Annotated in this window: 23 protein-coding genes; 5 read left to right on the forward strand and 18 right to left on the reverse strand. The window is 47.1% G+C overall.

Features of this window, described 5'->3' with window-relative positions; all coding sequences use genetic code 11:
• Positions 1-99: 99 nt before the first annotated feature.
• The 3 genes from BTR1S_RS05195 to BTR1S_RS05205 form a co-directional block, all read right to left on the reverse strand.
• Positions 100-888, reverse strand: coding sequence for a DUF2268 domain-containing putative Zn-dependent protease (locus BTR1S_RS05195; RefSeq protein WP_029418664.1), 789 nt, complete (start codon positions 886-888; stop codon positions 100-102).
• Between the two features lie 80 nt (positions 889-968).
• Positions 969-2,207 carry a beta-ketoacyl-ACP synthase II gene (gene fabF / locus BTR1S_RS05200; RefSeq protein ID WP_029418665.1) on the reverse strand — a complete coding sequence of 413 codons (1,239 nt, stop codon included), beginning with the start codon at positions 2,205-2,207 and terminating at the stop codon, positions 969-971.
• A 21-nt stretch (positions 2,208-2,228) separates the two neighbouring features.
• On the reverse strand, positions 2,229-3,167 hold the full coding sequence (locus BTR1S_RS05205; RefSeq protein WP_006636822.1) for a beta-ketoacyl-ACP synthase III: 939 nt from the start codon (positions 3,165-3,167) through the stop codon (positions 2,229-2,231).
• A gap of 169 nt (positions 3,168-3,336) precedes the next feature.
• Between BTR1S_RS05205 and BTR1S_RS05210 the strand changes: the two genes are divergently transcribed.
• Entirely contained in the window at positions 3,337-3,588 is a 252-nt protein-coding gene (locus BTR1S_RS05210) for a hypothetical protein (protein ID WP_029418666.1), read from the forward strand.
• A 43-nt stretch (positions 3,589-3,631) separates the two neighbouring features.
• Here the strand turns inward: BTR1S_RS05210 and BTR1S_RS05215 are convergent, their stop codons facing one another.
• The 4 genes from BTR1S_RS05215 to BTR1S_RS05230 all read right to left on the reverse strand — a co-directional run bounded on the left by BTR1S_RS05215 (position 3,632) and on the right by BTR1S_RS05230 (position 6,262).
• Positions 3,632-3,820, reverse strand: a complete 189-nt coding sequence (locus tag BTR1S_RS05215; protein ID WP_006636820.1) for a ComZ family protein — start codon at positions 3,818-3,820, stop codon at positions 3,632-3,634.
• Between the two features lie 5 nt (positions 3,821-3,825).
• Positions 3,826-4,779: a BMP family ABC transporter substrate-binding protein gene (locus BTR1S_RS05220; RefSeq protein WP_029418667.1), complete on the reverse strand. Its 954-nt coding sequence runs from the start codon at positions 4,777-4,779 to the stop codon at positions 3,826-3,828.
• Positions 4,780-4,864: 85 nt separating this feature from the next.
• Positions 4,865-5,437, reverse strand: coding sequence for a hypothetical protein (locus BTR1S_RS05225; protein WP_029418668.1), 573 nt, complete (start codon positions 5,435-5,437; stop codon positions 4,865-4,867).
• A 90-nt stretch (positions 5,438-5,527) separates the two neighbouring features.
• Positions 5,528-6,262, reverse strand: a complete 735-nt coding sequence (locus tag BTR1S_RS05230) for a hypothetical protein (protein ID WP_006636817.1) — start codon at positions 6,260-6,262, stop codon at positions 5,528-5,530.
• A gap of 238 nt (positions 6,263-6,500) precedes the next feature.
• Between BTR1S_RS05230 and BTR1S_RS05235 the strand changes: the two genes are divergently transcribed.
• Positions 6,501-6,686, forward strand: a complete 186-nt coding sequence (locus BTR1S_RS05235; RefSeq protein WP_006636816.1) for a YjzD family protein — start codon at positions 6,501-6,503, stop codon at positions 6,684-6,686.
• 79 nt (positions 6,687-6,765) lie between these two features.
• Here BTR1S_RS05235 and BTR1S_RS05240 read toward each other — a convergent pair whose 3' ends face one another.
• From BTR1S_RS05240 to BTR1S_RS05290, 11 genes are all read right to left on the reverse strand, one after another.
• Positions 6,766-6,945, reverse strand: a complete 180-nt coding sequence (locus BTR1S_RS05240; protein ID WP_006636815.1) for a YjzC family protein — start codon at positions 6,943-6,945, stop codon at positions 6,766-6,768.
• Between the two features lie 133 nt (positions 6,946-7,078).
• Complete coding sequence (argF, locus tag BTR1S_RS05245; protein ID WP_006636814.1) at positions 7,079-8,029, reverse strand: ornithine carbamoyltransferase; 951 nt, start codon at positions 8,027-8,029, stop codon at positions 7,079-7,081.
• A complete protein-coding gene (gene carB, locus BTR1S_RS05250; RefSeq protein WP_029418669.1) occupies positions 8,017-11,115 on the reverse strand; it encodes a carbamoyl-phosphate synthase (glutamine-hydrolyzing) large subunit in 3,099 nt (1,032 codons plus the stop codon). The genes argF and carB overlap by 13 nt, the downstream gene beginning before the upstream one ends.
• Entirely contained in the window at positions 11,108-12,172 is a 1,065-nt protein-coding gene (locus BTR1S_RS05255; protein WP_029418670.1) for a carbamoyl phosphate synthase small subunit, read from the reverse strand. The genes carB and BTR1S_RS05255 overlap by 8 nt, the downstream gene beginning before the upstream one ends.
• A gap of 68 nt (positions 12,173-12,240) precedes the next feature.
• The gene (gene argD / locus BTR1S_RS05260) at positions 12,241-13,398 is read right to left on the reverse strand and encodes an acetylornithine transaminase (RefSeq protein WP_006636811.1); all 1,158 of its coding nucleotides are present in this window, start codon (positions 13,396-13,398) and stop codon (positions 12,241-12,243) included.
• On the reverse strand, positions 13,395-14,171 hold the full coding sequence (gene argB / locus BTR1S_RS05265; protein WP_006636810.1) for an acetylglutamate kinase: 777 nt from the start codon (positions 14,169-14,171) through the stop codon (positions 13,395-13,397). Before argB ends, argD begins: the two co-directional genes overlap by 4 nt.
• Before the next feature lie 13 nt (positions 14,172-14,184).
• Positions 14,185-15,405: a bifunctional ornithine acetyltransferase/N-acetylglutamate synthase gene (gene argJ, locus BTR1S_RS05270; RefSeq protein WP_006636808.1), complete on the reverse strand. Its 1,221-nt coding sequence runs from the start codon at positions 15,403-15,405 to the stop codon at positions 14,185-14,187.
• Between the two features lie 18 nt (positions 15,406-15,423).
• A complete protein-coding gene (argC, locus tag BTR1S_RS05275) occupies positions 15,424-16,461 on the reverse strand; it encodes an N-acetyl-gamma-glutamyl-phosphate reductase (protein ID WP_029418671.1) in 1,038 nt (345 codons plus the stop codon).
• A gap of 208 nt (positions 16,462-16,669) precedes the next feature.
• Positions 16,670-17,065: a VOC family protein gene (locus BTR1S_RS05280; RefSeq protein WP_029418672.1), complete on the reverse strand. Its 396-nt coding sequence runs from the start codon at positions 17,063-17,065 to the stop codon at positions 16,670-16,672.
• A gap of 58 nt (positions 17,066-17,123) precedes the next feature.
• A complete protein-coding gene (locus BTR1S_RS05285; protein WP_006636804.1) occupies positions 17,124-17,432 on the reverse strand; it encodes a metal-sulfur cluster assembly factor in 309 nt (102 codons plus the stop codon).
• A 67-nt stretch (positions 17,433-17,499) separates the two neighbouring features.
• Positions 17,500-18,267 carry a prolyl oligopeptidase family serine peptidase gene (locus BTR1S_RS05290; RefSeq protein ID WP_029418673.1) on the reverse strand — a complete coding sequence of 256 codons (768 nt, stop codon included), beginning with the start codon at positions 18,265-18,267 and terminating at the stop codon, positions 17,500-17,502.
• Between the two features lie 124 nt (positions 18,268-18,391).
• Here BTR1S_RS05290 and BTR1S_RS05295 point away from each other — a divergent pair, with 124 nt between their 5' ends.
• The 3 genes from BTR1S_RS05295 (at position 18,392) to BTR1S_RS05300 (ending at position 19,641) form a co-directional block, all read left to right on the forward strand.
• On the forward strand, positions 18,392-19,204 hold the full coding sequence (locus BTR1S_RS05295) for a Cof-type HAD-IIB family hydrolase (RefSeq protein ID WP_029418674.1): 813 nt from the start codon (positions 18,392-18,394) through the stop codon (positions 19,202-19,204).
• 97 nt (positions 19,205-19,301) lie between these two features.
• Positions 19,302-19,442 (forward strand): hypothetical protein, encoded by a 141-nt coding sequence (locus tag BTR1S_RS22730; protein ID WP_006636801.1) that lies wholly within the window; start codon positions 19,302-19,304, stop codon positions 19,440-19,442.
• A gap of 1 nt (position 19,443) precedes the next feature.
• Positions 19,444-19,641 (forward strand): DUF3813 domain-containing protein, encoded by a 198-nt coding sequence (locus BTR1S_RS05300; RefSeq protein ID WP_006636800.1) that lies wholly within the window; start codon positions 19,444-19,446, stop codon positions 19,639-19,641.
• The last annotated feature ends 33 nt before the right edge of the window (positions 19,642-19,674 follow it).

Consider the following 19,674-nt stretch of genomic DNA (forward strand, 5'->3'; position numbering starts at 1 on the left):
AAAATTTTATAGTTGTATATTATTACATAATCATTACAAAAGCAAGGAATTTTTAGATGTTTTGTCATAATATTAATTAAATACCAATATTTTAATATATTAAAGCGTTGGATCTATAAAGTCCTCGGATGGAAGCGACAACACATCGGCAACCTTTAATTTCTTGACGGACAAATATTTTTTTACAATATTAAAACCGACAGCATACCCGAGCATATCAGGATAATAACCTTTTCCGAATAAAATATTGGAGAATAACCGGCCATCTTGCCGACGCAGCTCGAAATGGGGCTGAACCAGTCGATTTTGGAAATGCTCGAGCTGTTTTTCTGAATAAAACGATGTCCAGCCGGCGGTTTCCGATTCGCCCAATCTTTCATGGACGGCGGTTTCCGCCATTCCCTCGAGAATGATTGTATCAAGAAGCGTCATATTTTTTTCCTCTTTCGGCATATTTTCTAACCGGCAAACATGGTTGTACTCATGGGTCATGATGGCTGAGATCGAGGAGGGAGAAATATGCGCTGAAAGAAATAAAAATAATTTGTCATGAAAGGCAAGGCCTGATTTAGAGCCGAATACGACCCGTATTTTTCTGTTTCTTTCATCGACAGGAAGGATGATGATCGGAACATCCGGGCCCTTCCACCGTTTTCTGAGCAGCCGTTCCTCTTTTTTCACATGCTCAAATACACCTTTTTCCTTGAGCTCCTTCATCACCTTCTGTCCGTCTGACCAATAGCGGAGCATTCCATGGGCCTGAAGATGGCTGATCAATGTCATGCTTTGATCAGCTTTCGCCTCTTTAAAATAAGGCAGAAGATAGAAGGACAACTCCCGAATTGATGAAGCTTTTTCATACCATTCATATGTTTGTTCGACACTCATCCAGGTCACTCCTCTCACCTGTATGTTATGCAGGCTGAAAAAAACGGCTACCATCTTGGATGGCAGCCGTTTTCATACGGTTATTGAAATTTTTTAAAGATTAGTGTCGCGTTATGTCCGCCAAAGCCAAGCGAGTTGCTGAGCACGACATTTACGTCCTGGCGGCGCGCTTTATCTGGAACATAGTCCAGATCACAGTCTTCATCAGGTGTTTGAATATTAATTGTCGGAGGTATAATTCCTTCTTTGATGGCGAGCACAGAGAAAATCGCTTCGATTCCCCCGGCAGCTCCGAGCAGATGCCCTGTCATCGATTTCGTTGAGCTGATGGCAAGCTTATACGCGTGCTCTCCGAATACTTCTTTGATCGCGATCGTTTCATACTTGTCATTGTATGGCGTACTTGTTCCGTGCGCATTGATGTAGTCGATTTCACCAGGTGACAGGCCGGCGTCTTTGATCGCTTCTTTCATCGCTCTGGCGCCGCCTTCTCCGTTTGGCGCAGGAGCCGTGATGTGGTATGCATCTCCTGTCGAGCCGTAGCCGACAATTTCAGCGTAGATGTAAGCTCCCCGGTTTAATGCGTGCTCAAGCTCCTCAAGAACGATGATTCCTGCTCCTTCCCCCATGACGAAACCATCCCTGTTTTTGTCAAATGGACGGCTTGCCGTTTTCGGGTCCGGATTTGTAGAGAGCGCTTTATTGGCTGAGAAGCCCGCAAAGGACATTCTGGTGAGCGGCGCTTCCGTTCCTCCCGTGATCATCACATCCGCGTCGCCGCGCTGGATGACCTTAAAAGCGTCTCCGATTGAGTTCGTACCTGTCGCACAAGCGGTAACCGTACATGAATTGACTCCTTTTGCACCGAGCGCGATTGAAATTTGCCCAGTCGCCATGTCAGGAATCATCATCGGAACGAAAAACGGGCTGACCCGTCTCGGTCCTTTCGTCAAAAATGTTTCAAATTGCTGTTCAAGCGTTTCCAGGCCGCCGATGCCTGAACCGACCCATACGCCGACTCTGTCGGCATTGTTGTCATTGATGTCAAGCTTGGCATCTTCAACAGCCATTTTCGCAGAGACGACCGCATATTGGGTGAAGCGGTCCATTTTCCTTGCTTCTTTTTTATCCATATAGTCTTCTATCTTAAAATCTTTCAGCTCTGCGGCTACTTTTGCGGGGTACTCATCCGCATTAACCCTTGTAATCGGGCCAACTCCTGAAACTCCGTTCACCGCGTTGCTCCAGCTTGTTTTGACGTCATTACCAAGAGGTGATAAAGCTCCTAATCCGGTAATGACTACTCTTTTACTATTCATAAGTTGCACCTCACCTTTCTTCTAGCGGCCCCAGCGCATGGCAATGGCTCCCCATGTCAAGCCTCCGCCGAAACCGACCATCACAATGACGTCACCGTCTTTTATTTTACCAGCTTCAAGCTCTTCCACAAGAGAAATCGGAATCGAGGCAGCTGATGTGTTTCCGTATTTATGAACTGTTTTGGACATTTTTTCAACCGGAAGCTCCAAACGTTCCCGCGCCGCCTCCATAATCCGAATGTTTGCCTGATGCGGCACTAAAAAGTCGACATCCTCTTTCGTTAATCCGGCTTTTTCGATAACCTTCACACTGGATTCTCCCATTTGGCGCACGGCAAATTTGAACACTTCTCTGCCATTCATGATTGTATGATCTTTTTCGTCCAAGTACAAGTGCTTCCCGCCTCTGCCGTCAGCGCCGAGCTCAAAGGACAGAATGCCTCTGTCATCGCTGACAGGTCCGACAACCGCGGCTCCTGCCCCGTCTCCAAATAAAACGGCTGTATTGCGGTCATCCCAGTCGGTAATACTGGAGAGTTTTTCCACACCGATGACAAGTACGTGTTTATATGTTTCCGCTTCGATAAATTGTTTGGCGGTCACAAGGCCGTACATGAATCCGGCGCAGGCGGCGCTGATATCCATCGCACACGCGTTAAATGCACCGAGCTTTTCTTGAATCATGCAGGAAACCGTCGGGAATGCCTGATCAGGAGTAACGGTCGCAACGAGGATCATATCAAGATCTTCCGCCTTGATGTTTGCATCTTCCAGCGCTCTCTTAGCGGCGGCAACAGCCATATCAGATGTCATCTCTTCTTCGGCTGCGATTCTTCTTTCTTCTATTCCAGTTCTTGTACGAATCCATTCGTCAGATGTTTCAACCATTTTTTCCAAGTCGAAATTAGTCAGCACTTTTTCAGGGATATACCGGCCAATTCCAATAATTCCAGCTTTCATAGGAAAGACTCCTTTATTCATGATTTTTTCCAACTAATGTTATGAGTAATTATTAGTATCTGGTACTAATCCTACCCTATTTTTTTTCAGTTGGCAATATATACGTCTAATCTAGCAGACCGATACCTTCATATAGTAAAGGTATAAAGATGAAGGGAGGCTCATAAGGATGGCGGCTGACGATTTTTTCACGAAAATGATGTTTGGCGCAAATCCGTCCAACAACCGTGAAAATCAGTCTACACATGAAGAACGGCCTGACATAGAAAATGAAGAGGAAACGGAAGAACTCAATGAACCCGATTATATGCACATTCTGGATCAGGTCGGACAAATAATGGATTCCATCGATGAATTGAAGCCTGTCTTTAAGGAAATCGGCTCGATGGTAAGCTCCTTAAAAAATAAGATTTCCATGTAAAAAGCCACTTCAGATATAAGTGGCTTTTCCTGCAGCACCCAGATTAAGAATCTGATCCAGCATCCGTTTTGCCAAGTTCGTACGCTTCCGCCATCACTTTGGTAAACAGCGTCATAAACGGCTGAAGCATCTCCGGCGAGAGCTCAATTCCCGCCTTCTCCATTTCTTCCTTTGCTTCCGGCACGTATTTCATGGCGATTTGTAAAAATTCCATTGATTTTTCATGCTGCATCTGGATCACCTCTCATTTGGCAGTTTTCCTGTTTTTTTGTATTGTTCGATAAGCCCTTTTATTTTTTCCTGGAATGACTGATCGACAATCGGGCTGAATTCGCCCATCTCTATCACACCATCCTGAATGTCAAAAATCCGCCGGCCGCCCTTAAGCGTCCCTTTATTGAATTCGTCTGCGATGAGCTCATAAGCTTCATCAACATGCTGAATGGTGCTTGTGAGCACGATGTTCTCGCCCAGCTCCGACTGGTCGCTGACATAGCCGATCGCATAAAGACCGTCTTTTTTGATTTGTTCTATGACAGGGACATTATACCCGTCCCCGGCGGGATACACAACATCCGCGCCCGCTTTTTTCATCTTTTCATACTTGGCGACGGCCTTTTCGGAGTCGTCCCACTGCCCGACATATTCTGTTTTGACCTTAATGTCCGGATTGATGTATTTCGCACCTTCGATGAATCCTTTCACTTCAGGCTGCCACGAATGTGTGGCCAGTATGCCGAGTTTCCCCGACTTTGATTGATGTGCAGCGGTCATGCCGCCAAAAAACCCCATCGCCCTTCCGTCAAAGGTGATGCTTGTCACATTTTTATGCTCGGCTTTGCTGTTCACCAGCACAAAATGAATATCGGGATAGTTTCCGCTTATGCTGTTAAACACTTTTTCATATTCGCTTCCATGTCCGAAAATTAAGTTGACGCCTTTTTTCTGAAAGTCTTCTACAGCCATTTTGACTGCGGCTTCATTATCGATTCCTTCTTTATAATAGACATCGACATTGTAGACAGACTGTATTCTTAATAATCCTTTATATCCTTTGGTTCCCCATACTTGATCGCTTATTGTATCAGGGACAAGCAACCCGACTTTTTCAATTTTCCCATTCAGCGGCGTTTGTCCGCAGCCGCTCATGACAAGGAGAATCAAAAAAATCACGCCAAGCCTGTACACCATGCCATGTTCAACTCCCTTTCAAAAAACCAACAAATGAAATCTATCTTTATTGTATCCTTTCACGTACAACTAAGGAAGATCTTTCTTATTTTTTGTCGAAAAATGTAGTCATTTGTCTTTTCCATTCCTCAATTTTAGCAGCGGCTTCTTCGTCTGCGGTTTGCCGTTCAAACCGCAGCAGTGAAGGGCTTTTTTGAATGGCATAAAAGGCGAGCTGTGCAGCGACATCGTCTACAAAAAAGGCGGACTCCCTGTTTTCTTTGTCCTCATTTCTTATATCCCAGGGCCCGTACATATCCGGAAGCACGATCATTTCGACGCCCTTTTGTTCCGCCGCTTCCTTTACATCCTCCAGCAGGTGTTCGTACACCAGTAGAAAAGCAGGCTTGTTTTCAGGTAAAACGTCAAGCGCTTCTTCAGGCATGCAGCCAGTATATTGAATGAAAATCTTGTCATAATCGCCTTCCAGTTCTTGTTCAATCAGGCGAAAATGCTGGTTTCTCACCAGCCACATCAGCCGTTCTTCAAAATAAAGCCGCTTGATGTCATCACTAGCTTTTGCCAATTTAACGTCAACGCTGACGCCTTCCTCCATCAGATGTTCGCAAAATGAAAGGCCGAAGAATTCGTCTGCTCCATACACCAGTGCCGATTTCATCCTAAAGACCACCTTTCGAATCAGTTTTTCTGCTGTTTTAAACAGCGAAAAACAGCCCTATTGAAACATGGGCTGCTATTATTCTATTCTCTATAAAACTTTTTCATGCGTTTTGAAAAAGCTCGCTATCGCTGAATAAATGCGGCTGGGATGATCAGACAAATGCAGCGTCAGCTCCACGCGGTGCCCGCCTTGCATCTGGCGCTCCTCAAATGTTTTGGCGTGGAGCATGTAGGGATATGGGGAGCCGTTCAGCTTTTGCCAGATGTGGACAGGCACGAGATTATGATACGGGGAGATCGATTGGAACGGGTAATGGGCGGCCTCCCGCTCAGTTATACCGTAGCTTTCCGCAATTTCTTTAATAAACCGCTTGTAGAAAAATTTATTTTCCTTCTCACGATCATGATGAGCCTGAAGATCAAGGCAAGGATTGAGCATCGCGGCAGAACGGATTTGATCCGGAATCGAGCGAAGAAGTTCACCAGCGATCAGCGCGCCTGTTCCTTCTGCAAGCAGATGAATTTTTTCGTTTAAAATTTCCTGTCTGAACACATAGTGGATCAGCTGTTTCGCATATGAAACCGCTTTTTCAGAGCCCCAGTGCCTGCCGAATAAATTGCTGTTCACAAGGGTGTAGCCCTTGTTTCTTAAACTTTGGAGAAGCTGGTTTCTGCCGTAGTGCTGGAGCCAGAAGCTTGAGTCCTTCCCAACGAAATGGTTCCTGTCGCCGAAAATAAATATCGCGAAACCGTTTGGTCTGTATGGAAGATGAATGACGTTCCATTCTGAATCGACTTTGAAAAAACGTTCCGTTATTTTCATCACTTGCCTGCCTCCTTCCTGCCGTAATCTGCACATTATCTTATGTGGAGCATGCTAGAAACGAATAAGGAAAAGTCCCAGTCTTCATGATGAAAATCAATTTTACAAAACCAAACGTCTGATATTTCTGAAAACGAAAAGCTTTGGTTCTGCCGTGTTCACTAAAATGTCCTTTCTAGTTTACTGTATGTGTGATATGATAAGCTTTAGAATCGAATGAGAAGGACGAGGTGGAAACGTGAGATTTATCGTAACTTTCATTTGGACGTTCATTTTGACACAAATGGCTTGCTATATTATCGGAGCCATGGGCGGTGCAGAATACGACTTTACGCTCAGTTCGATCATGGGGATCATCATCACCGTTATCGTCATTGTTCTTGGAGAAATTATGCCCGTTCAAAAGGATGCAAATCAACATTAAAACCCCTGCCGTCCAAAGGCGGGGTTTTTAAGTTTGTTTTGTGTCATCCCAGCCGTCCCGCATGAGGACGGTTGTTTTTTTAAGGCTTTCTTTTATATGTCCACAGACGGTTATGATTGGATGTCTCTGGAAAATATTCGCCGGCCGTCAGCTTGATTTGCTGCGGATTTTTGACCATGCTCCCTGTCTCGCCAATTTCCACATAGATGCCGTTGTTCGGCGCTTTTTGCCCCGGGCGGAATTGATGCTGCTGTCCCATTTTTCTTCACTCCTTTTAGAAAATAGTCTGCCCCGTTTTTCTCCTTCCATCCGTATCCCAAGGCAGCTTTTCCAAAAAACGGGCGTATCCCCCCAAAAAAACTGCTGATCCCTAGAGATCAGCAGTTTTTCAATTAAGACAGCAGCGCCTTAAGCAAAGCTTTTTGTACATGGAGACGGTTTTCAGCCTGCTGGAACACGGCTGAATTCGGTCCATCGATAATATCTGCGGTCACTTCTTCGCCGCGGTGCGCCGGAAGGCAATGCAGGAAGATATAGTCCGGTTTGGCATGCGATACGAGCGTGCTGTTCACTTGGTATGGCGCAAAGTTGTTCAGGCGCTCCTCTGTTTCCGCTTCCTGGCCCATGCTTGTAAATACGTCGGAGTAGATGACATCTGCATCCTTGACGGCGGACACCGGATCATTTGTGATGCTGACTTGTGCACCCGTTTCTTCGGCATAGCCCTTTGCCAGCTTGACAACGTCCTGATCAGGTTCATATCCTTCAGGAGAAGCGACGGTGATGTCGCAGCCGACCTTCGCGCAGCCGATTAGCAGCGAATGTGCGACATTGTTTCCGTCTCCGATATAGGCAGCTTTCAGTCCGTTGAAGCCGCCTTTTATCTCTTGAATCGTCAAAAGATCGGCAAGCGCCTGGCAAGGATGGAACATGTCTGTCAAACCGTTGATGACCGGAATAGCCGCGTGTTTGGCAAGCTCTTCGACTTTTTCGTGTTCAAAGGTGCGGATCATGATCGCGTCAACATACCCCGACAGCACCTTTGCCGTGTCGGCGATGGTTTCCCCTCTGCCGAGCTGCATGTCTTTGCTGCTTAAAAACAGGGCATTTCCGCCGAGCTGCGCCATTCCAGCTTCAAATGAAACCCTTGTTCTCGTCGATGATTTTTCAAAAATCATCGCCAATGTTTTACCTTTGAAGATGTTTTGAATTTTGTCGTTTTTCATGGCGGCGGCTTCCTGAAGGAGATACAAAATCTCCTCTTTTGAGACATCTTTTAAGCTTAAAAAATCCTTGCCGGACAAATTGATCTTGAGCGTTTCACCGATTTTTACAGTAGACATGTTTCCACTTCCTTTTTATATAAATCCTTTAGCGAGACAGCCTGTGTCGCCCCGCATCCGCTTCTTAAAAAGGCGCGCACCGTCTCTTCTTCCGTCATGATGCCCACGCCGTGGGTTATTGCTTCCTTCCGCTCCCGTTTGGCTTCGTTCGAATCTGTCAAATTGATATGAAGCGCTTTGTCCGTCCGTTTGATCCAATCTTTGAAACCGGATGTCTGAACGATGAATCCCGCCTGCTCAGCAAGGGATTTCAGCTCTTCATCCCCCTTGAAATAGATCGATCCTTTTTCATTCCACACATCGGCGAAAATTTTCTTCATCGCGCTTTCCGGATTGTACCCGACATACATTCCTTCTCCCGTTGATTTCATCTCAGGTCCCAGCTTCAGATCGACGTCATGGATGGCATGAGATGAAAAGACCGGAAATTTCACGGCCACCCCATGACGGTTTTTCTTGACGGGATTGAGCTCTTGCAAGCTTGATCCGGCGAGAAGCTTTGCCGCAAGGGGAATCATCGGCACTCCCATCACTTTGCTGACGACGGGAACTGTTCGGCTCGCTCTCGGATTGACTTCAAGAATGAGCAGCTGATCCGGTTTATCGGGATCAGCGATAAATTGAATATTCATGATCCCTTTAAAGCCGAGGCTGCGGACGATTTTTCCGGCCGCGCCTTCGGCTGCGCGCTTCATGCCGGACGTAACGGAAGGGCCGGGCAATACCGCATAGCTGTCACCGGAATGGACGCCGGCTTTTTCAATGTGTTCGATATAAGTCGGGATATAAAAATCCTGTCCGTCGCTGACAAGGTCAATCTCAAATTCCTTCCCTGAAATGTATTGATCAATCAGGATCGGATACGGCATCACGGCTGTGCCGTCGAGCAGCTCTGCCAGTTCCCCCTCAGAATGCACGATCATCATTCCCATTCCGCCGATGACATAGGACGGTCTGATCAGCACCGGATAACCGATGCCGTTTGCTTTTTGCAGCGCCTCTGATTTTGATGATGCCGTTTCCCCTTTGGCATGAGGGATGCCGAGTTCGTCGAGGAGCTGATAAAATTGATCCCGATCCTCGAGGACGTCAAGTGTTTCCGATGAGGTTCCCAACAGGACGATACCCGCTTTTTCGATCGCATCTGCCACATTGATGGCAGATTGGCCGCCGAACTGGACGATCGCAAAATCGATATTTTCAGCTTCTGCGACATTTAGAATATGCTCGGGCGTGATCGGTTCAAAATACAGGCGGTCCGCCATTTCGTAATCCGTGCTGACGGTCTCCGGATTGTTGTTAAGCATTATTGTTTCAAAGCCGAGGCTTTTCAGCGTCATCACGCCGTAAACGGCGCTGTAGTCAAATTCGACCCCCTGTCCGATCCTGATCGGTCCGGAGCCGATGATAAGCGCCCGTTTTTTTGTTTTTCGCGAGATATCCCCGTCGCTTTCTCCGTAGTATGTCGAATAAAAGTAATTCGTTTTCGCATCAAATTCAGCGGCGCACGTATCGACGATTTTAAATGAAGCGGTAATTCCCTGTTGTTTGCGGAGGGATCTCACCTCTTCTTCCGTTTTTCCGGTCAAAGAAGCGATTGTGCAGTCAGTAAATCCCTTTTCTTTCGCCTTTTTCAACAGATCGCAAGGGAGCTCATCCCCGTCCTTCATCAGCTCGTTCTCAAGATCAATGATATTTGAGAAAACATGGAGGAAATAGGGGTCTATTTTTGTTTTCTCATGGATCTCTTCAATTGAAATTCCCCTGCTCAACAGTTCCATGACTGCGAAAAAACGGCGGTCATCAGGAGTTTTCAAAATTCCCTGCAAAGCAGCGGAGGAAAAGCCGGAAAGCTCGGGCAAATGGGCCCCTTGTGTTTTCAGTTCCAGGGATGCAACAGCTTTTTGCAAAGCCGCTTCAATGTTGCGGTCAATCGCCATGACCTCCCCTGTCGCTTTCATTTTTGTGCCAAGCTTGCGGTCGGCATTTTTAAATTTGTCAAACGGCCAGCGCGGGAATTTAACAACGACATAGTCAAGAGCCGGTTCAAAGCTGGCATATGTCGAATCTGTCAGCGGGTTTTTCAGCTCATCAAGCGTGTAGCCGACTGCCAATTTGGCCGCCATTTTTGCAATCGGGTAGCCAGTCGCTTTTGAAGCGAGGGCGGATGAACGGCTGACCCTCGGATTGACTTCGATGACATAATAGTTTTTGCTCTCAGGGTCTAACGCGAATTGAATGTTGCAGCCTCCGATGACATCGAGCGCCGAAATAATCTTTAAGCTTGCAGAGCGGAGCATTTGATAATCGGCATCTGTTAATGTCTGTGACGGCGCGACAACGATCGAATCCCCTGTATGAATGCCGACGGGATCGATGTTTTCCATATTGCAGACGGTGATGCATGTATTGTTTTTGTCGCGCATCACTTCATACTCGATTTCTTTATAGCCGGCAATGCTTTTTTCGACAAGGCATTGATGAATCGGACTCGCGAGAAGGGCGCTTTCGATCAAAGGCATGAATTCCTCCTTCGTCTTTGCGATCCCCCCGCCTTTGCCGCCCAATGTGTAAGCCGGACGGACGATAATGGGAAAACCGATGGAGAGCGCAAAACGAAGCGCATCTTCTTTATTGTCGACGATCTCAGAATCAGGCACCGGTTCATTCAGTTCTTTCATGAGGGCGCGGAATTTTTCTCTGTCTTCTCCTTTTTCAATCGTTTCCACAGACGTTCCGAGCAGCTTTACATGGTATTTTTTTAAAATGCCCGCTTTTTCCAGCTCTACAGCTAAGTTTAATGCTGTTTGCCCGCCCAGATTCGCAAGCAGTCCGTCAGGTTTTTCCCGTTTGATAATCTGGGTGAGGCTTTCGACCGTCAGCGGTTCAAAGTAGATTTCATCGGCAAATGATTCATCCGTCATGATCGTCGCCGGGTTGTTGTTGACGAGAATGACGCGGAATCCTTCGCTTTTTAGCGCCATGCAGCCTTGTGTTCCCGAATAGTCAAATTCCGCGGCCTGCCCGATGATGATCGGTCCTGATCCGATAACAAGTATGCTTTTTATGCTGTGATCTTTAGGCATGGGCGATTTCTCTCCTTGCTTCGTTCAATTTCTGCATATATTCGTTGAAAATCCATTCGCTTTCAGCCGGGCCCGGATGGGCTTCCGGATGAAACTGAACAGACATCACGGGCAATGTGTTGTGGACCAGCCCTTCTACAGAACCATCGTTTACATGATGGAACCTGACCGAACATTCCTTTCTGTTAATGGTCGCTTCATCAACAACATAGCTGTGATTCTGGCTCGTCATGAAAACGCGGCCGGTTTCCCTGTCCATCACCGGATGATTGGCCCCCCTGTGGCCGAATGGAAGCTTGTAAGTATCGCTTCCAAAAGCGAGAGCGATCAGCTGGTGTCCAAGGCAGATGCCGAGGGTCGGATAGGATGCGATGATGTTCCGGAGTGTATCCATGTACGGCATAATGGCTTTTGGATCACCGGGGCCGTTCGATAGGACGACCCCATCCGGGTTCAGTTTTAAGACGCTGTCCATCTCCTGGTAACGAACGACCGTCACTTTGCAGCCGCGTTCTGCAAGTGATGAGGCGATCGATTTTTTATAGCCGAAATCGATCAGCGCGATATGTGTCGGGCCGTCTCCGAACGTGCCGGTTCCACTTTGTCCGGCGGCCTGTGCGGCAACATTTTCCCGGCTCCTTGAAGCGGGCAGGCTGTCTTTTTGGACGGTCAGAACGGCATTCAGCGTCCCTTTTGCCCTGATATGTTTGACGACCGCTCTTGTATCAACATGAGAGAGCAGCGGAACGTTCCATTTTTTCAAGTAATCCCGCAGGCTTTTCGTCGCCTGATGGTGGGAAAAGTGCCCGCACGCCTCATAGACGACCACGCCTCTCACCTGCGGCTTCCTGCTTTCAAAGTCGCTCGCATTGATGCCGTAGTTGCCGATCAATGGATACGTAAAAACGATGATCTGCCCTTTATATGAAGGATCTGTCAGCACCTCTTGATAACCGGTCATCCCTGTGAAAAAAACGACTTCCCCTGTACAGCCTTCCCGGCCGTCTAATTCTCCGCTGAAGGAGGTTCCATCTTCTAGAACTAAATATCCTTCCATCTTCTGCCCACCTCTGATGAATAAATAATATTTTTCATGAATTTTTATACTTAGATAACGAAAAAAAATTATTGTTTTACGGTCGAATGCCGTGAAAAGACATTGTTCAGCTTCTCAACCGCTTCGGTGATTTCATGTTTCTCCACGGTCAACGGCGGAAGAAGTCTGATGACATTCGGACCTGCCGGAAGGACGAGCAATCCTTCTGTTTGAAGCTCTTCAATCAATGGCTGAACGGGTTTTTTGCATTCAATGCCGGCGATCAGGCCTTTCCCTCTGATCTCTTTCACAAGCGGGAATTGAAGCATGCTTTGCAGTTCCTCCCGCAAACATTCGCCCTTTTCGCTGACCTCATCGAGAAAACGTTTCTCAAAAATGATATCCAATGTGGCGTTTGCCGCTGCCATTGCCAGCATGTTTCCGCCGAATGTCGTGCCGTGTGACCCTGGGGAAAATGCAGCTGAAAGGTCTTGTTTCCCAATGACAGCTCCGACCGGAAAACCGCTGCCGAGTCCTTTTGCGACGGTGATGATATCCGGCGACAGCCCTTCATGCTGGTAACCGAAAGCTTTTCCTGTACGGCCGATCCCCGTCTGAACCTCGTCAATGATAAGAAGAGCCTGTTTCTTCCGGCAGAAAGCCTGCACTTCTTGTAAAAATTCGCCGCTTGCCGGAATGACGCCGCCTTCCCCTTGGATCGTCTCAAGCATGACCGCTGCGATGTCCTCTTCATCACTCAGCTCGTTGAATGCATCTGGTTCATTATATGGGAGATAGTGAAAGCCGGTCAGCATCGGGCCGAATCCGTGTTTAATCTTTTCCTGCCCGGTGGCGGCCATTCCGGCGTAAGTTCTGCCGTGAAAAGACTGCTGAAACGTGATGATTTTCGTTTTTTGCGTATGTTTGCGTGCCAATTTAATTGCCGCTTCATTCGCTTCCGCTCCGCTGTTGCAGAAAAACACAAGATCGCCTGCACTGTTGTTCGCCAATTTCTGAGCGACTGTTTCCTGCAGCCCGTTTTGAAATAAATTCGAAACATGCCAGACGTCGTCAAGCTGTTTTTTTATCGCGGCTGCCACCGGATCCGGGCAATGTCCCAGGTTGCAGACAGCGATTCCCTGAACGAAATCGAGATAGGTTTTGCCGTTTTCATCTACGGCAATCGTGCCTTTCGCTTGTTTGATATGGATATTCCAGCGGCTGTATGCCTGAAATAAATAACTCACGATACGGCCTCCTTCTGTTTCCTGATTTTTGTGCCGATGAACGTATGCTTTGCAAGAAAAGACCCTGTTCCGCTGACAATCATTACCTCATCCACCTGATCGGTCAGCGCCGCCACAGCGGAGTTTACCTTCGGAATCATTCCTCCGTGAATCACTCCGTCGGAAATGTACCGTTTGATTTCTTCCGGTGTGATCGAAGAGATCATGTTTTCATCTTTCATAATCCCTTTGACATCTGTGACAAACATTAATTTATCGGCATTCAGGGCACCGGCGACGGCCGACGCCGCCAAATCGGCGTTTACATTGAGCGTCTCACAGTTTTCCGTCATCGACAATGGCGCGATGACTGGAATGAATCCTTGTTCCATCAGCGTTTCAACCATCCGGCCATTCACCTTTTTAATCCGGCCGACCTGACCGTATTGATTTTCATTTAGATAATCGGCGACAAGAAGGCCTCCGTCTTTACCAGAAACACCGACGGCTGAAAGCCCGTGCTTTACAAGCTCTGCAACAAAAAACTTATTGATGGAACCGGACAGCACCATTTCTGCCACTTCCAAAACCGGTTTTGTCGTTTTCCTCTGTCCGTTGACAAACTCCGTCTCTATTTTTAATTTCTTCAGCATATTCGTGATATCGGGTCCTCCGCCATGAACGACGGCGATTTTCCAGCCTTCTTCGGCCAGCTCTTTCATATTCTCAAAAAATTCATCGGAAAGTTCTCGAATTACGCTTCCACCGCATTTAAAAACGATTGTTTTTCCCATTGGTTTCCCCTTTTTACGTACGATAGCTCGCATTGATTTTGACATATTCATAAGTTAAGTCGCAGCCCCAGGCCGTACCTGTTCCTTCTCCTTCAGACATCTGCACGATGATTTGAACTTCGCTTTTCTTTAAATATTCTTTTGCAAGCTCTTCGGAAAACGGCTGAGGCTCATTGTTCCTAAAAAGGCACTGGCCGCCAAGATGAATTTCCAGCTGTTCAGGCGCAACAGATGCCGCGCTGTCTCCGATTGCAACGATGATTCGGCCCCAATTGGCATCTGTTCCATATATCGCTGTTTTAACAAGATTGGAGCCGACAATTTTTTTGGCGATAACCTGGGCTTCGAGATTGCTTTTGGCGCCTGTCACCCGGGCTTCGATCAATTTTGTCGCTCCTTCCCCGTCTCTTGCGATCTGTTTGGCGAGATCCTTGCAAACAAGCTCCAAGCCTTTTTTAAACACAGGCCATTTTTCATGGGCCTCATGAAGACATTCGTTTTCCGCACAGCCGTTCGCCATGACAAGTACCATGTCGTTCGTGGACGTATCCCCGTCGACTGTAATCTGGTTGAACGACACATCCGTGATTTCTCTTAAAGCTCTATTAAGCGCGCCTTCCTCAACAGATGCATCAGTTGTGACAAAGCCGAGCATTGTCGCCATATTGGGATGGATCATGCCGGACCCTTTCGCCGCGCCGCCGATCGTCACTTTTTTGTCTCCGATCATTAATTCGAAGCATGTTTTCTTTGCGACCGTATCCGTCGTCAAAATCGCCTCCTCAAACGCGCCTTCACACGGTTTTGTTTGACCAAGGAGGCTGATCCCTTCCCGGATCTTCTTCATATTAAGATATTCGCCGATGACACCCGTTGAAGAAACCGCTACAAGCTCCGGCTCAATGCCAAGGATGTCGGCGGTTTTTTGGCGCATTTCATAGGCATCCAAAAGCCCCTGCTCCCCTGTGCATGCATTGGCATTTGCGCTGTTGACCACCACCGCTTGAAGATGTGCGCCTTTTTTGAGACTGTCCTGCGTGACCTTGATCGGAGCAGCTTGAAAATGGCTTTGCGTATAAACGGCGGCGCTCACTGCCGGCACCGAGCTGATGATTATCCCCATGTCCTTTTTGGAATAGCGGAGTCCGCAGTGAATGCCTTTTGCCTGATAGCCCTTCGGCGAATCAATGCTTCCGTCTGTTTTTTTGATGCTGTCTTCACTCACCTGAATCATGGTTCATTCTCTCCCGTCTTATGGATAAATTGGCGTAAAATCAAGTCCCGCCGTCTCGCTCCAGCCGTTCATCAAGTTAAAGTTTTGAACGGCCTGCCCTGCGGCTCCCTTCATTAAATTATCGATCACCGCTACGATCGTCACCCTGTTCGTCCGTTCGTCAACGGCAACGCCGATATCGCAAAAATTACTGCCGTACACTTCCTTCGTTGCCGGGAATTCGCCCGATTTGCGAACTCTCACAAAATAGGAATCTTTGTAAAAATCAGAAAAAAAACGCTGCAGGCGGTCAACTGTCATACTTTCCTTCAGCTCTGTATAAATGGTCGCCATAATTCCCCTTGTCATGGGAGCCAAATGCGTACTGAACGTAATCGGTTGACACGCCGGGTTCCAGCTTCCGAGAACCTGCTCGATTTCGGGTGTATGCTGATGTTCATTTACCTTATATATTTTAAAATTGTCATTAACCTCGGAAAAATGAGTTCCCACCGAAACCTTTCTGCCGGCTCCGGACACTCCTGTCTTTGCATCGACAATAATAAATGATTCGTTTGCAAGCCCGTTTTTGATGAGCGGGGCTAAACCGAGAAGCACAGCGGTCGGAAAACATCCCGGATTGGCGATGTACGTTGCCGTTTTGATTTCTTCCCGATTCAGTTCGGACAGTCCGTAAACCGCTTTTTCAAGCACATGCCGGGGAGCGGAATCCCTTTTATACCAATTTTCATAAACATCCGGATTTTTGATCCTGAGGTCGCCTGACAGATCAATGACCGGCACATCATATGAATCAAGCTGAGGTGTCAGCCTGCTGGATACTCCCGGTGGAGCTGCCATAAATAAAAAATCAATTTCACCTGCAATCCGCTCGATCTCGATCGGTTTGAGGATCTGGTCTGTCAATTTGAAAAGGTGCGGATATGACTGATGATACGGAACCCCTTCATCACTCGATGAATATAGTATGCATTCATCCACATAAGGATGAGACCTGAGAATCCTCACAATCTCGGCTCCCCCATAGCCTGTAGCGCCGATAATACCTATTTTCAAAACAAATTCACCTTCTTGGTCTTTGTGAAATTAGTTAACATTATAGCATGAATAAAAATTAATTCAATTGTATATTTAATATTTTTTCTTTAAGTTTTCATCATTTCCCCCTGCTGGTTTGATGTGCGGATCCATTTCAATCGCACATGTTTTTCCCGAAAAAGAAAAAAGGAACGCCTCTAAAAAGCGTCCCTTCGCTGTGTAATATTCAGTATGGCAAGTTAAGCTGCCATGATACGCCGAACTTGTCGGCGACCCAGCCAAATGTTCTGCTGAATCCGTATTCGCCGAGCGGCATTAAAATGCTTCCGCCGTCAGCCAGCCCTTGATAAAGCCGGTCTATTTCCTCTTCCGTATCGCAGGTTATAAAGATTGAAAACGATGGTGTAAACGTAAAATCGTGTTTGACATTGCTGTCCATGCACATAAATTCCTGTCCTTTTAATGAAAAGGCGGCTTGTTTTACGCTTCCCTCTTCCCCCGGTTCATTTGCTCCGTAGCGGACAAGGCCCCTGATTTCTGAATCCTCTATCAATGATATGTAATGATTCATGGCTTCTTCGGCATGTCCCTGGAACATCAAAAATGGTTTCACTTTTGTCATCTATGGCAGTCTCCTTTTAAAAAAAGAGCCTGTTCAACGGGTGACAGGCTCTTTTTTCTTATTGTATACCAAGCGCGATCTTCGCGTATCTTGACATTTTATCCCGCGTCCAAGGCGGATTCCAGACGATATTGACGTCAACCTCTTTGACTTCCGGTAAATCGGCCAGCGCGGTTTTGACTTGATCCACGATAATCGGGGCGAGCGGGCAGCCCATGGAAGTCAGGGTCATCGTGATGTCCGTTTTTCCGTTTTCATCCATCTCCACATCATACACAAGGCCAAGATTCACAATATCGATGCCCAGTTCAGGGTCAACGACCTGTTCAAGAGCGCCCATGATGTTTTCTTTCAATGCTTCATCCACACTTCTTCACTCCTTTTTTCATCAGTATAACGCACTTTTGATATTTTCTAAAACGAAAGTGCTTTTTTTAAAGATGGGTATCAAACCATTCAACCGTTTTCAAAAGGCCTTTTCTCGACACTTTATGGCCGGCGCGTTCATCCGCGATAAACCGGAGCAGATCCGGCCTGTTTTCATATTGAGGGAGGACGGATTCATAAAAGCTGCGGGCCGGCGCGAACGGAACAACGCTGTCCTGCTTGCCATGCCAAAAAAGAAGCGGCCTTGTTTGCAGCTTTTCCGGCTGCAGGGAGAGATCGAACCGCTTTAATTCCTCACGCTGCCGTGCGATTTGTTCTTCAGTTACGGGGATTTCAACCTGCTTTTCTTTGAAGAAGGCAAGCTGTTCATCAAAAAGTCCTATATAGGAAGGACAGCCCATCAGGCTGACGGCGGCGGTGATCCAATCGTATTGAGTCAGAGCGCCAAGCGTCACGATTCCGCCCATCGATGTTCCCGCAACACCGATGCGGCCATTTTCTATCAAGTCGGCCTCATGAAAATGTTTTTTCAGCACGTCAAGCTCTTTAATTTCATTGGTGACAATGCTCCAAAACCTGGCAGCCAGCTTCTCCTGGGAAAGGTGCCCATCCCTTTCCCCATGATATGCCGCTTCAGGCAAAACCGCCCGCATTCCCTTCTCCGCAAGCAGATAAGCAAAGTGCAGATTGTGTTCTTTTGCGCTTGTAAAACCGTGTATAAAGAAAACAAGAGGAAGAGCTTTCTCCTTTTTTTCCTCTTTTACAATATGTAAAAAAGGGATTCCCGAAATGTTCTGTTTATCAACAATGATCACGACTGTTTCTTCCTCCTTTAGGATATCCATCACCACCAGTTTAACATGTAGACAATAAAGAAGGTAAAAAGATACACTATAGGTAAGACAGAAACTTTTAAATTTACGGTTAAAAGGAGCATTTATGGAAACGAAACCATATTTAATTGCATTGGACTTAGACGGTACATTATTAAAAGATGACAAAACCATTTCCGAAAGCTCAAGCGAAGTCATCCGGAAGCTGAAGGAAGATGGGCATTATGTGTGCATTTCCACGGGCAGGCCGTTCAGGGCAAGCGCGGTGTACTATGACCAGCTTCAGCTCGATACGCCGATCGTGAATTTCAACGGAGCGTTCGTCCATCATCCGAAAGATGAGAGCTGGGGAAGATTCCATACGTCGCTTGATCTTGACGCAGTCAAACAGATTATCGAAGTCAGCGAATCGTACAACGTCCATAATATCCTGGCTGAAATCATGGACGATGTGTATTTTCATTACCATGACGAGAAATTGATCGATGTGTTTACAATGGGCAATCCGAATATCACGGTCGGTGATTTAAGAAAAAACCTCGGCGAAGATGTCACTAGCGTCTTGATCCACGCCAAGGAAGAGGATGTACCCGCGATCCGCTCCTATTTGTCGGATGTTCATGCGGAAATGGTCGACCATAGAAGATGGGCCGCACCGTGGCATGTCATCGAATTGATCAAAAGCGGCATTAACAAAGCGGTCGGACTGCAGAAGATCACCGATTACTACGGCATTCCGCGGGAGCGGGTCATCGCTTTCGGGGATGAAGACAATGATCTGGAAATGCTTGAGTTTGCGGGATGCGGCGTGGCGATGGGCAACGGGATCACAGGTGTGAAAAACGTCGCCGACCAGGTTGCAAAATCGAATGAAGAAGACGGCATTGCAGTCTTTTTAAAGGATTATTTCTCGTTATAACTTTATAATTTGCCATTCATAAACAGGTTTTTCAAACGGCAATACTATGGAAGACGGTTTGAGAGACCGTCCAACTCGTTTTTAGGGGGCAGTCAGGATGGGTAAACGAAGCAAATCGAAAAGGTTTATTCAGCAAGGCAAAGACTCGCTCAAACAGCATGCTGCGAGGTTCCCTTACAGATCCACACTGGAAGAAGCGGAGCAGCGATCCGGCCCGACGGAATGCGGAGGGCTGTAAAGTGAGGAACGAATTATTTCAAATGGCAAAAGCGGCTGTACGCGAAGCTGAAACAATGGCAAACAGCGCAGAATCCGGCGAACGGGAAAAAGCGATTGAAAGGGCGCAAAACGCACTTTCCTCGGCATACGCCAATTCCACTGACGCAGAGCGGAGCCAGCTTCACGATCTTCAGGATCAGCTTGATCGATTGTCCTAAAAAACGCAAACAGGAGTCTGTGTCATCGGCACA

It is taken from the genome of Bacillus sonorensis NBRC 101234 = KCTC 13918, assembly GCF_001592005.1.
Classification (GTDB): Bacteria; Bacillota; Bacilli; order Bacillales; family Bacillaceae; genus Bacillus; species Bacillus sonorensis.